Annotated in this window: 10 protein-coding genes; all 10 read right to left on the minus strand. The window is 44.4% G+C overall.

Translation table 11 applies throughout. The annotated features are described in order from the left end of the window. Positions 1-7: 7 nt before the first annotated feature. The 10 genes from CWC18_RS10300 to CWC18_RS10345 are packed head-to-tail and all read right to left on the minus strand — an operon-like array spanning position 8 to position 13306. Positions 8-313, minus strand: coding sequence for a RedY protein (locus CWC18_RS10300; protein ID WP_138592352.1), 306 nt, complete (start codon positions 311-313; stop codon positions 8-10). Continuing rightward, a complete protein-coding gene (locus tag CWC18_RS10305; protein WP_138592353.1) occupies positions 314-3010 on the minus strand; it encodes a PEP/pyruvate-binding domain-containing protein in 2697 nt (898 codons plus the stop codon). 26 nt (positions 3011-3036) lie between these two features. Then, a complete protein-coding gene (locus CWC18_RS10310) occupies positions 3037-4047 on the minus strand; it encodes a class I SAM-dependent methyltransferase (RefSeq protein ID WP_138592354.1) in 1011 nt (336 codons plus the stop codon). Between the two features lie 9 nt (positions 4048-4056). Further along, positions 4057-5199, minus strand: coding sequence for a hypothetical protein (locus CWC18_RS10315; protein WP_249348245.1), 1143 nt, complete (start codon positions 5197-5199; stop codon positions 4057-4059). Between the two features lie 47 nt (positions 5200-5246). Beyond that, positions 5247-5966, minus strand: a complete 720-nt coding sequence (locus CWC18_RS10320; RefSeq protein ID WP_138592356.1) for an ABC transporter ATP-binding protein — start codon at positions 5964-5966, stop codon at positions 5247-5249. A 10-nt stretch (positions 5967-5976) separates the two neighbouring features. Next, the gene (locus CWC18_RS10325) at positions 5977-7233 is read right to left on the minus strand and encodes an ABC transporter permease (RefSeq protein WP_138592357.1); all 1257 of its coding nucleotides are present in this window, start codon (positions 7231-7233) and stop codon (positions 5977-5979) included. After that, the gene (locus tag CWC18_RS10330) at positions 7230-8639 is read right to left on the minus strand and encodes an ABC transporter permease (RefSeq protein WP_138592358.1); all 1410 of its coding nucleotides are present in this window, start codon (positions 8637-8639) and stop codon (positions 7230-7232) included. Before CWC18_RS10330 ends, CWC18_RS10325 begins: the two co-directional genes overlap by 4 nt. Positions 8640-8648: 9 nt before the next feature. After that, complete coding sequence (locus tag CWC18_RS10335) at positions 8649-9410, minus strand: outer membrane lipoprotein-sorting protein (RefSeq protein WP_138592359.1); 762 nt, start codon at positions 9408-9410, stop codon at positions 8649-8651. 10 nt (positions 9411-9420) lie between these two features. After that, positions 9421-10506: a nitroreductase gene (locus CWC18_RS10340; protein WP_138675214.1), complete on the minus strand. Its 1086-nt coding sequence runs from the start codon at positions 10504-10506 to the stop codon at positions 9421-9423. Further along, positions 10481-13306 (minus strand): aminotransferase class III-fold pyridoxal phosphate-dependent enzyme, encoded by a 2826-nt coding sequence (locus CWC18_RS10345; protein WP_138675215.1) that lies wholly within the window; start codon positions 13304-13306, stop codon positions 10481-10483. Before CWC18_RS10345 ends, CWC18_RS10340 begins: the two co-directional genes overlap by 26 nt. Between the last annotated feature and the right edge of the window lie 8 nt (positions 13307-13314).

Here is a 13314-nt window from a genome sequence, read left to right on the forward strand (position 1 = left end):
TAGACTATCACCACTGATAGCCAGGCAAGAGTTCATCGCCGTGAATGGTTTCTACTACTTCAGCCATTTGCGTAAATTGTACAATCAATGATTGGAACAACGGTGTTTGGGTTTCAGCTTCAAAATCAGTCAATGAGCTAACAGAAACGACCTCGACGTAGTCGTAATCTTGACCGTTTACTTTACTGACTACAAAGCGCTGTACGGTGTGTAGATCATGGCACGCGATATAATCAGTTTCTTTTACCCAACGTTCAAAATTAGCTCGGTGTTCTTCTGATTTAAGTTTTATTTTATCAATAATAACAGGCATTTAATCTTCCTTATTTACAATTATTAAACCTTTATGGGCATCGACAGTGACAATGTCGCCAGTATTTATTAAGGCGCTTGCATGGTGGGTGTTCACCACACAAGGTATGCCAAACTCTCTGGCAACAATTGAACTATGAGAGAGCATTGAACCTATGTCTGTGACTACGGCGCTCGCCAATGCAAACAGCGGAGTCCAAGAGGCATCGGTGAAGGGGGCAATCAAAATATCGCCTTTTTTAAATTCACCGGCTTGTGAAGCTAAATCAGTGATCACGCAAGCACGTGCGCGGCAAAAGCCTTCTGATGTCGCAAGACCCTTCAATGAAGTGAGACTGGGATCAAAAATGAGATCAGGTTGGCTACTCGGTTTTCCAATAAATGTCAGAGGGGGTTCAGCTTGCGCTTGCCATTGTTGGTATTGAGCACGATTTTTACTAATAAGCTGAGAATCGGTGAGCTGCTCAGCGGTAATGGTGTTATTTAAGTATTGAATTACATTTTCAAAGTCGAGATACGCCACATTGTCAAAGCTGCTCAAAAGTGATTGTTCAATTAATCGTCTAGCGACTTCATACACCACTCGACGAACGAGCCAAATTGAGGTGGTCATACTCATGCGTGTTTCTTCACGCAGTTTGGCGCAACCAGAATACAAAGAGATGACACGGTTAATCGTAAAGCGCTGGGTCCAACTCAATTCATTGAGTAGCTCATCGCTAATTTTTTGCTGCTTCTGTGTTTGTTCAACTAAGGCATCATCCACTTCATAGCCTTGTTTCAGATACAACTTAATCATTTGCAGTACGTAGGTTCTGTCATCTAACCATCGAGGGTGAGTGAGCTCCATTTCTTCACGCCCACGTACACCATTGTCACGCATAAACTCAGCAAGAGGCCCATTGCTAAAGCGGATCCCAAGTGGTGTTGAGTTAAGGAAGTCTTCAATGTTGGCAAGGTCTTTATTGGTAAACACATCTTTGACTTGCGGCCATGCATTGAGCACTTTACACAATTGCCACAGTTCTTGTGCGCTGGCAACGGTTCTCAGGTTAGACATGTCCCCTTTGATTTTATTTTGTAGATGTTTACTTTTGTCACCTAACCATTTTGCACTGAGCTCCTCAAGTAAGCCATAACATGCAAACGCGTTGATATAATATGGTAAGTAACCCTCGTGCATTGCTTTGAAGTAGTTTAAGCAATGATCAAGCTCGTAGCGTAGTTCGTCATGAGACAGTGTTGTGATGTCTTGGCTTTGCACTCTATCAAACTCTTGATAGCGTGAGGTGATCATAGACTTTGCTCTGCGCTTTGCCTGAAATAGCTCTTTGACGTTTTGCTTTATCCAATAGCGAAGACATTGTTTTGGGGTCATATTTGGGTGACTATGTTTGGCACCATACGGGTTCTCGTAATCGGTTAAATCAATGGCTTCACTGCTAAAGCGCGCTAAAAATGGAGTTTGATCTGCGCCAACCGGTGTTTGAGCTAGTTGCCAAGCGGTATAAGACACATTTAAGTACACATGGCCTTTATGATAGGCGATGGTTTCGTTCGCTTCACCTAAATCAAGTAACCCGAGTTTTTTACCACAATCAATATGAACATGTGTTTGGTAATAGTGCGCGAACGATAGGCCCAATGGCGTCATTCGACCCGTAAATATTTCGCCAATATCCATGCGAGACCAGAGAATGTCTTTTTGCACATGTTCTGATTTATTACCTAAGTAGAAAGGATCAGTTTTGGTGTTTTTTGTTGTAATGGGGCGGCTTTGTAAAAGCCAAACTTTTCCATCACTGAGAGTCCACTCTACATCTTGAGGACAGCCATAATAAGACTCTACTTGACGCAATACACTGTATAGAGATTGCTGGGCAATATGATTAAGCACTTGCTCATTTTGTAAAGCAGGGGGGACAGCGAGTTTTTTTATGGCGCCGTCGATATGTACAATTTGATGCTGCTTTAACTGAACTGTATGGGCAAGTAGCTCGCCCTTGAGCTTATCAATTTCATAGCTATCGCTACTTACTTGTCCTGACACTAAGCCTTCGCATAGACCATAACAAGCTTCGATAACAAAGGCGTTTTTTGCAAAGGTTGTGGGGTGTTGACCAAACGCAACCCCAGATGCATCGCCAAATTGCATTTGTTGTACAACGACAGCAATTTTAGGAATATCGGTTGTGTGCCCAGTTGTTTGACGGTATTGAAAAGCCGCTTCACTAAAGGCCGAAGCCCAACATGCTTTAACGGCTTCTAGTACATTGTCAGTGCCTTCAACCGCCAGCTTAGTTACATGCTGACCCGCAAAAGAATGACTATCACTGTCTTCATCTGTTGCAGAGGAGCGCACGGCGACAGGGCCTATTAATAGCGCACTGGCATTGCTTATCTGTGCTGCGATTTGCTTAGGCATTGCCACGGTGGTAATGGCGGTTGCTAATGCGCGCCACTCCGTAACCCCTTTGCTTGGGTCAAATCGACTCAGAAGTTGAGTTTGCTGTAAAAACTCTTCAAATAAATTGACTGTGATACAGTAACCAATCGGGACAGGGAGTCCTGCACTATGCATCGCGCATAAAGATGCGCCTTTTCCGCCAACCTGTTCAACAGAAGCGGCTTGTTGGCTATCAAAATGAATAATCCCATTATTGAGTGGTTGTCCAATAGCCAGAGAATTGACTGTCATGTGTATATCCTTACGCGAAGTATGACTTATTTTTGTGCCAAAAATGCAAAATAGCTTTCACCCGGCATTAATCGTTTACTGTTTACATGAACAAACCCTGATTGCCCAAGTGACTGTTTTAGTTGCTCTACCTCTGGCAGGGCTCCGCCCACATCACTTAAACTAAACCACAGGTTTAACGCCGTGATGGCACTGCTACCACCTTGGCAGCTGGTGGTCATTAATAGCTGGCCACCGGGTTTAAGTAATTTATGAGCTTGGGTGAGTACCGTTTGACGCTGTTCTGCTGTGAAGTAATAAATATTATTGTGCAAAGTGATTAAGTCATAGAGTGACTCTCCCTGCATGTCGAAGAACGATTGATGACGTAAATCAATGTCTTTAATATTATTCTGTAGTAGGGTTTGATTTGCTTGTGCAACGACATCGGCTTGGTAATCAATCGCGGTGATTTCACTACTTGATAACCGATCACGCAAATACACGAGGTATTTTCCAGCGCCGCAGCCGACTTCTAAAATCGCTTTGGGTTGCGTGTGTTTTAGGCTCCACTCAATGGCTTCTTCGACGAATGGCTCTAATATTTGCGATGATTGCGCGATCACCTTACCGTCTTGATCTGATAGCTGATATGCCTTGTCTTGTTTCATTCGCACTGGCGCGCTAAGCAGCGCATCGTAATGATAGCGAATGGCCTCTTCAAACATAGCGGCAGCGATTTGATTTTCTTGTTTGGCTAAATGGCGGCTGAGTTTACCTTTAAGCCGATAACGTCCAGATCGGAACCCTAATTCACCCAAGCGAACACCGCATTCTAGCCAAGCTTCTAGTGCATCACGTTTGGTATCATCGATAGTGAGCTGTTGTTGTAGCTGGATCAGGCTCTGTTCCCCTTGATTTAAGCTATTTAACAGGCCACTAGAATTAGCCGCGGTGACAAAACTGGTGCGGTATACGGTGTCTACTTGCTTTCCTAAGCGTAAAAACGCAAAGATGTTCTTGTCAAAAATAAGTTTCTTTAAAGTGGATAATTGCATTATTTAGCCCTAAAAATAATAACGAATACCGAGTTGAACAAGGTCAGAAAACTGCTCAAACTCACTGTTAATTGGCCCCGAAGAGGGGGTATAAGCCAGCGCAAACCGCAGTTGCAGATTGTCGCTTGCAGAGTGGGTGATCACGGCAGAAACATTAATGTGGTCATCGACGAGGTTTTGCATTGCGAGTAACTCGTAGCGCGTTAGGTCGTTCCACTCATCGGCATAAGACACGGCTAAATAGCGCTTTGCAATGCCCAGATTTGTTATATTGCTGCGCTTGTAACGTTGTTGCCATAGGGTGTAATCGGACTGAGTATTGGCCGCGAGTGTTTGTTGTAACCACTCAATCGCAAGTGTCCCATTTGCACCCATTTTAGTGCTGATCCCCAGCAACATACGTTGATGCGAGTCTTGTTTGAATACCGTTTCACTGGTGTTGGACAGGCTGCCATATAGATATTCGGTATAGCCATCAACATCAAGCCCTGCAATGTAATGTTGCGCACTGACGGAAATATAGTTTTGCTCTTCTCTGTGGGCGAGCGTAACTAACCAAACACCTTGCGCTAAACTGCCTTTAATTGTTTGTAGTAGCTGCAGATGATCATGGTTATTTACCGTAGCAATACTTTGTGTTTGCACCGAGCCTGTGAGGAAATAGTCATATTTAATGGCATCTACCCCACTTTTATAGAGCCTGTCTAAGTCAAAGACATTAAACGCACCGAGCGGATCCGTTGGAGAAAACACGCGGCCGAGCCCCAAAGTAACAGGCTGTCTGCCCACTGTGAGACTACTATTAGCAAAACTGCGTTGCCAATAGCTCCAGTCTAGCTGTGTATGCCATTGGTGGTGGCTTTGAATATCTTGCCATTCTAAATCGACCGCGCGGTCGGCAACGTCTGGGCGCACAAACATCGGCAATGCCCAGCCATGATTAATATAGTCAAAGTCAATTTGAGCATGGTTCACCCATTGGCCTTGCCATAACTGTGTGTAGGACTCTAATCGAGCGAACTGGTTAGTGCCTATTGCGGATTGTGTTTGACCATCCAGTACGAGTAAATTAGCCTCAAATACTCCAGACCACGTCTGCTGCTTAGCAGGCGCTTCACCGAGTAACATGTCGAGGTCATCTTCAAATGCCAAGCAGGATGCCTGTATTACAATACAGGCGCTAATAAGTACATTTTTAATCACGATGACATTGCAGCCTGAGGGTGCCCTGCGCTCATATCAGCCAGCTGTTCATCTCGTATAACCTTTCCATCTTGCAGGTGTATAACACGATGTGCGCGTTCGATAACGCGAGGATCATGTGAGCTAAAGATAAAGGTGATCCCCAGTTTTTCGTTAAGAGAGACCATAAGGTCGAGTAAGCTCTCGGTAGATTGAGAATCTAAGTTAGCGGTTGGTTCATCAGCAATCACCAACAAGGGCTGTGCGGCAATAGCACGGGCGACGGCAACCCGTTGTTGTTGACCGCCACTCAGTTGTGCTGGGAAGCGATTTTTAAATTCACCTAACCCGACAGCTTCTAGCGTTTCAATGGCACGTTGTTTACGCTCTTTTTTGCTTACCCCTGAGAACTCCATGATCATTTCGGTGTTTTCTAATGCGGTCAGAACGGGCATTAAGTTATAGGCTTGAAATACAAAGCCAATTTTATCTCGACGAATATCGGCTAGTTTATTGCTGCTAAATTGCGCGACGTCTTTTTCATCAAAAAGGTAATTACCAGAAGTGGGTTTATCTAACATACCCATAATATTCAGTAAGGTTGATTTACCTGATCCTGATGGTCCTGCAATCACGGTAAACTCACCTTGGCCAATGGATAAATCAATGTCCTTTAAACAGTGAAAAGACTGGTGTTTGTCAGCGAAGATTTTATTTATTTTGGTTAATTTAATCATAGTTATTCCTTTAGGCATCTTGGGTTGCGGCAAGTGGTGAACGATGACCTGCACGAATAGCAGGGATCAGAGTAACAATAATGGTCAGTAGGAAGACAAACAGCACACTTAAAGTCAGCTTGCTGGTATCAACAATGGAGTAGAATTTTTCAGGTAACAATACGCCTCCCGCTTCCATCGCTGTGCCAAAGACCTCTTTAAAGTTGAGCCCTTCTGTTGCGAAGTGATAATGACCCCATAGGCCAAGCGCAAGCCCTATAGAGAGTGAAAAAGCGCTGAGATAAACCGCTTCTAATAACACGACCTTAGAGACCGTGCTGGCACGAGAACCCAAAGCTATCATCATGGCAAATTCTTTTTGGCGTCTAAAAGTAGACATCAATACGGTATTGAGGATCCCAACAGCAACCACTATGTAGACGATTAACATCAGCAAGTACATGCCAGCGGCATCAAGAGTGACCGCAGAATAGAGCTCTGGAGCGGCTGTTTGCCAAGGTTGCACATCATAGCTGTTAAAAGCAGTTTTTAGCTGTTGTGTTATGACGGCCAACGTTTCTGGGTTTGCTTGACTGTACAATGCAATTTGACTGGCATAATTTGGCACTTCTAACAGGGTTTGTAACGATATTAAGGGCACTTCAGCCCAAAAGGTGTCTAGCTCATGTAGACCCGTCTTAAAGATGCCAGCAACCATAAATGCAGAGCGCGCAAGATCGGCACCACTGGCAGGTTTTGCTGTGATGGTTACGGTGTCACCAATACGCACTTCCAGGTTTTTTGCTAATGTTTCACCAATGACGATACCGCTGAGTCGCTGCATATGTTGATCATTGGTGAACTGAGCCAGTGTTTTCCCTGCAATAATGGCTTTTTGATCTGCGATTGCAGACACTTGGCTTTCTTTGTTTGGTTGTACGCCTGAAATTGTAAGCGCTACACCATGTCGTCCTGCTTGAATTAATGCATCTACCCGTAATCGTGTCACGGCAGTGAGTGTGGGATGCTGCTGTTTTATTTGTGCAACTAATTGCTCTGGTTCTGCGATTAAATGCTGTAAAGCAGGGTCGTCACTGTAAGAGTCATGTTGCACAATAATATGACCTAGACCCATTCTTACACCGATATCAATCATGGCTTTATGTCCACCATCGGACAGACCCATAAATAAAATCATCATGCTAAATGCGAATACAATGATCACCGAAGTGAGAGATGAACGTCGTTTATTTCTTAATAAATTTCGTAATGCGAGCTTGTGGATCATGCGCTTCTCATTCCTTGTGCTGGGATTAGTCGAGCTGCTGATAGAGCAGGGTATAAGGCGGCTAATAATGCAATGACGAACATCACGACAACAGGTGTGAGCAAATTATCTAGTGTGAGTTTAGCCTTTAGTGCGCTGGTCATGCCTACACCTGCAAGACTAAACTCACCAAATTGGCTGATATCCCAGCCGTACTGTTGTAAATAACTCCCCAGTGCGATGCCCATGATTAGTCCGGCAATGGATGCGACAAAAGTCAACATGAGGGTTTCTACCGTGACCAGCCAGACCACATTGTTGCCTTTTAATCCCAGAGCTTTGAGAAGGCAAAGCTCTTTGCGACGCTCCATCACACTGACTAGCATTGCGTTCATCACACCAACACCCGCAATAAGGAAAATGATAAATACTAAGGTGCCCATCAATGCTTGGTTTGATTGAATCAATGCCAGAATGTCCGGTCGCAATTGAGACCAAGTTTGTACACTTAGTTCTTGCCTTTGCACTGATATAGTGTCAGATACTGCATCGCTGAGCAGCGAGATATTCGCTAAGTCTTGTGTTTTAATCGCAATCTCATGACTTTGATCAGGTAGTTGTAATAGCTTTTGCAAATCTTGTAGGTGAAATACAATTCGAGTTCGGTCTATTAAGTCAGTACCTTGACGGCTGGTGCCAGCCACTTCAAGTTGTAATGATTGCTGTGCCCCTAACGAGGTTTCATACAGAAGTGTCACAATATCACCGACATCCGCCTGGAGGTTTTTTGCAAGCTTCACACCTAAAATAACTTTAGGGGGAACATCTGGTAATGGCGCTAGGGTATCAATGAGTTGATTGGTTTGCTGCTGTGTTGAGGTATTGTCTAAAAATAGCCCGTCCAGTTCAGCAAACGCCTCGGCTACCGCTTGCGCGGTAAGTTGCTCATCTAGTTGTTTTTGTTCCTCGTTCAATGCTTGGCCGAGCGGCCATGGCGTTGGAGCGCTCAAAAATGTGCCACTGGTCATTTGCTCTGCCAATGTTGTGACGTGCTTTTCGTGTTCTGGTTGTACGCCAAACAGGCTAACGCCAACTGATTTATTCTCTTTGCTTAAATAACCAAAGCTGTATATTCGAGCCGCAGCGGCACTAATTTGCGTGTTTTGACGTACGTTTTGTAATAATTCAGCATTATTGGTAATGGTTTGTTGTAACTGACGTTTGGCTAAGTAGTCTTTTTGGTGGATTTGCATATGACCCACTTGCCCAGCCGTGGTGCCGGTGATCAAGTCGTGGCTTAACCCATCCATGATGGCCAACGTTGTAATACAAAAGCCAATTCCAAGGGTAATACCAAGCGCTGTTACGGTGCTTCTTTTTCTATTTCGGAGCAAATTACGCCACGCGAGTCTGATAAATAGTCCCATTTTATTTCCTTACAAAAATGCTTGTTCAGAGAACTTGCTGGCTGCAAGGTCGGTGTTAAATTTTATTTTCTGATAATGCATACGTGTGTATTCATCTGGTTTATCAGTGACGCGCATTTCCATCATGGTCGGCACTTTCATCCCATCCATATTTTTAATATCGGAATAAGTGAGAGTACGTTCTGGTTGCGGGTCGTCTTTGCGGCGAAAGTAGGTGACTTGCTCTGGGTAGACTCGGCCCTCTTCGATGTAAAGCGTATATAGTACTTTGCCCCACACGACCGGTGCAGAAGGCAGTGGTGTAAGCTCAACAAGGTGATAATTACGGGTGTCTTTGTCCCATGCTTTTTGGGCACTATAGGCATAGTGTTGCGCGAGATCTGTTTCGCGCATTAAATCATCATTACTGAAGTGGCTGCCCATCCAACTTGAAGCAAGCATTGAACTACTCATGACCGTGGTGCGTTTATTTCGCGGCTCAAAGAATGAAATTCGCTCATCGACTTTTAAAGTCATATTGCCACGCCATAAAGCAGGTCCCAGCATGCGTACCATTACCTTTTGCGCTTCATCACGGTCATCGGTGAGTACCAGGAGGGTAAAATCTCTTTGGTATTCAGCTTTATTAATGTTCATTTTTAGGACCGATGCGGAGGTTTTCGCCCGTAAAATACGTTCCGCACTGTCTATCCATTTACCGAGTGGTAAATCTGTCTTTGCTGCACTAACACATGAGGCAAAGCAAAGGAAAAGAAAAGCAAGTTGTTTCATAATGGTCCTTTTAGTGTTGTTTTAATATGCGCGGTAATGCAGCGCGATATCTAAATTGGGCGATGAATTTTGGGTCTGCATCACTTTTGCCAACGCGAGCGATAAACAGAGGGTGATGCTCTTTACCTAACTGCTCGTGTAATGCAGCTTTGGCTTCTGGGTGTTGCAATAGAACACTCAGAGGGTGAATCGCAAGGCCTTGTGCCGTGGCTTGAAGCCACATTTCAATCATTTTTTGACCTGCACATAACCAATCAAAGGTGCTTTGCGTGCTTTTTTGGCACAGACAAATTATCTGGCTGCTTTGGGCAGTAAGCTGGCTCAATGCCTGTGCCATGCTATCTGCAACACCGAGTTTAGCGAGCACTCTCATCGATAGTGGATTGAGTAACAGTTGGTGCGCTCTGCGCTTAATCAATGACATAGGCCCCATCAGTTGTTGGATGTTAAAGCCTCGCTCAGCCTCTTTATTGGGCGTTTCAGAAAAATCAATAAATGCATAAGTTTCTTGCCATGCTTTGGCATGTTTAAAGTCTTGGCTGGCAAAGCGCGCCACTAACTCAGCCGTTTTTAGGTGTTTATCACCTTCTATACTTTGCCATTCAATGTGCGGACTATGCCAAAGCACCGTAGACAAAATACGGTCATGAGCCGCCAGTTTTTTGTTTCCAGTGAGTGCTCCTCGATAGGTATAACGTTGCGCCAACAGCGACTTAATTTGATTAAACCGAGCGAGGTTTATACGCTCAGGCTGATATGTTAACTGTGCTTCTAATATGTAAGGGTGCTCACAGGTCGCATTGTTTGTGCCTGACGTAATGGGGCTCGATACCACGCATGTGATCCCCGTGGCCTCAAACAGGTTTATCAATACGGCACTGAACCCGGCAAGACTCATCCACATTTCATTCTGTAATGCTGGCAGTGCGTTAATAATATTGTCTGGGTCAAACCCAATTTGTAAACGCCCATCAAATGGCACGCTTTGCGCGTACCATTGCACCTGCCATGGCTGACAGTTGTGAGATGACGGTACGAGTTTTGCTAACTCAATACACTCAGAAACCAGATCAGCTAGCGGCTTGCAAGACGTCATTTTGCGGTTTCTCCTGATCCAGTTCAAAGCCATGAATTAATGCTAATGCTTGTACTTGCTCAACTTGAGAGCAGGTTAATGCGCCCATACTAAAATGACTAAAGGTGCCGGCTAAACCCAGTAACATGGTTTCGCCACAACAGGCATAAACCTGTCCACTGGGCAGTAACATGCCTGGTAAGGTAAAGTTTGGATTATGAGATAAGTTCACTACGCCACCGCGGATCAATTTGACATTCGGACGAGTTAAAACAATGTCTTCTGGGACATCCTTTGGTACTGCTACATCACTTATCAGCACTGGTTTGTGTTGTGCGATGTAGTTGGGCGTAAAGACTGTTGTTGGACTGCTGGTATTACTGACAATGACATCGGCTGTTTTACAGGTATCAAATTGATCACTGACGACGAGTAACTGTCGGGCAAGTAAAATACTTTTGAGTTCCCTGATCAGGACATGCGGTTCTTCTGAGCCTAGGCGAGGTGCAAGCCAATCACGGCATACCTTAAGAAGCTGACCGCCAGTTTGCTGCTGATCAACTGCTTGATATAAATTCTCACAAATAATGTCCAACGTCTTATTCATGTTACTGGTGCTGCCTGCACGGGTAATGAGTAACAATGACTGGCAGTACTTGGCAAGTACTGCACTGTGAACTTGACCTATGTTGCCAGCGGCCCCACAGACAGCAATTGTCGCTTTTGACAATTCAATACCATGGCGCTCAGCGCTACTTAAAATAGTGTTAATACTGGCTGCTACGGTTAACGCATTCCCTGATGTTGCGGCAGGTGTATTAAACGTAAAATCACAGCAGTTATTAGTAACAATAGAGGTGTAGCCTCCGAATCCAACTAATTTACAGCCTTCTTCTCGGGCCAGTCGATACGCTTCATGCACGTGTGAGCGAATGATTTTAGCCTGATTAAAGCGTCTGTCTGCTTCAATGCTTTCGGCATCCATTTGAATACCAAATAAGACCAATTCAATTTGTTTACCGGTACTTGATGTAACGAGTCTGCGTGCCAAAATACTGGGCAGTGTAACGGGCAATATATGTTGATTGAGCTCTTCTTGTTCATACTCATCAAACACGTCCCAACCAGGGTCAATCTCGTTAAGGCTATCTTGGTCGATAAGATGACTAATAAAGGCGACTTTATCTACCCCTGTTGCTATTGGATCGTCACGTTGAGGATGATTCATTATTTTGCTAAATGGCGTCAATGCCAGTTCACTGTGAATCAAATGTGAAAGCAAAGGGGCTACTTGGTGGCTTCTAATTAAATCAAAGGCCTGTCGAAAAGCATCTACTACTTTGATTATTTGTGCACTATCAAAATATCCTGAGGGCTGCATTCTTAATACTTTTCGCTTACCCAAGGAAGGCAACACACGAATATGGTGTTTGTGCAGTAAATACCCTGCAATGGCCATTGAAAGTACATTTTCACAGTCTAAATTAGAGATGGTGGCACTGGGGTGATCGGCAAATGACGCAAGCTCGATCCCAAGCATACAACCTTTGCCGCGTACTTGGGTGATCATATCAGGGTAGTCTTGAGCTAACTGATTAAACGCGCAGAGAAAATGTTCGCCAAGTTGCTTTGTTTTGAGTTTTATATCGTCACGTTCAAGTAGTGCTAAGGTTTTTAATGCCACGGCACTGCTTAAGTCATCATCAGAGAATGTTGTGCTATGTAGCATACTGAATTCGTTGTGATAGCGACTATTCTCGACAGCAAGGGCAGATATTTTACACAGACCACCGCCAAGTGATTTAGCGAGCGTAATATAGTCGTTGGGGGTCTCATTGGCGATACTTTCCAAAAATACACCGGTACGGCCTAAGCCGCACTGGATCTCATCGGCAATGATCGCAGTACTTGGGTATTGTGCTTTAATATGGCGCAATAATGCATTATGTGAAGCTGAAAGCGGTACGACGCCGCCTTCCCCTTGAATTGGTTCGTAGATCACGGCGGCTAATTGATTAATGGGCTTTTTAACCAGTCGCAGCGGCGAAAATTCGATATACCAATAATGGCTTTGCCAAGTATCTATTTTGGTTGCAAATTCATCAGCATCATCAATGAAAGTGGCGTCAGGGTTATTCGCTATGAAAGGTAAGCGAGCATCACGGTTATAAGTTGTGGCTAAACTGCCCCGTGTTTTTCCGTGAAATGCACCTTTGAAAGCTGCGACTTTACTCGGTAGATTAAAAGCATGTTGATTACGAAACTCAATGGCAGACTTTAGTTCATCTAGGGTTTCAATAGGCTCTTGTTCGAGTAAACGTTCACACTCATAAAAGAAGTCATCGCTCAACTCTATGTGATTGGTCGCCAAGCGTATCTCTAATTCTCGCCAGTTCTGCGCGCAGCTTTTTTGTGCATCATTGATACGTTGAAAGTATTCGTATTGCGCATGTTTTAAAGCCGCTTCTACGGCTTCCGTTCCAGTATTTAACAACACGATTTGATACTGCTTTTGTGTCTCTGAATAAAGCTTATCAGCCAATACAGTACGCAATTGCTGCGCCATGGGACGTTGTGCGCCTTGTACCCACATTGGACGGTCTGCACTGAGCAGTTGTTGCATAGTTTGCACAAGTTCAGGATGGTTGTGGCCGAGCAATGTACTGCCAAAGCCACCAACTAAGTCGATAACATCGTGTTGCTGTTCATCTTTTTGCCACGTCAGCATATCACCTTTGGCTTTTGAAAACTCTACCAGTAACCCAGCGCTGTCTAGTAACGCTTCACGGCTTAATATTTCTTGTCCGATTCGAATTTGCATAACTTATA

The sequence above is a fragment of the Pseudoalteromonas aurantia genome, assembly GCF_005886875.1.
In the GTDB taxonomy this organism is placed as follows: Bacteria; Pseudomonadota; Gammaproteobacteria; order Enterobacterales; family Alteromonadaceae; genus Pseudoalteromonas; species Pseudoalteromonas aurantia_A.